This window comes from Pseudoalteromonas sp. RB2-MNA-CIBAN-0110, assembly GCF_040309305.1.
GTDB lineage: Bacteria > Pseudomonadota > Gammaproteobacteria > Enterobacterales > Alteromonadaceae > Pseudoalteromonas > Pseudoalteromonas arctica.
The window spans coordinates 1-206 of record NZ_JBEOOQ010000388.1 but is presented as its reverse complement, the minus strand read 5'-3'; the positions used below and the strand labels follow the sequence as shown (position 1 = coordinate 206).

Annotated in this window: 1 tRNA gene; it reads right to left on the bottom strand. The window is 39.3% G+C overall.

Features of this window, described 5'->3' with window-relative positions:
- A tRNA-Lys gene (locus tag AAEY68_RS21880) sits at nucleotides 1-73 on the bottom strand.
- Nucleotides 74-206 lie beyond the last annotated feature (133 nt).

The window sequence follows — 206 nt, the reverse complement described above, 5'->3', positions numbered from 1 at the left end:
TGGGTCATGATGGATTTGAACCATCGACCAATTGATTAAAAGTCAACTGCTCTACCAACTGAGCTAATGACCCGCTCATGCGCTTATTCATTTTGAATAAACTTACGTAAATCCGCCGATTAAAACTACTCATAGAATGGTGGGTTATGATGGATTTGAACCATCGACCAATTGATTAAAAGTCAACTGCTCTACCAACTGAGCTA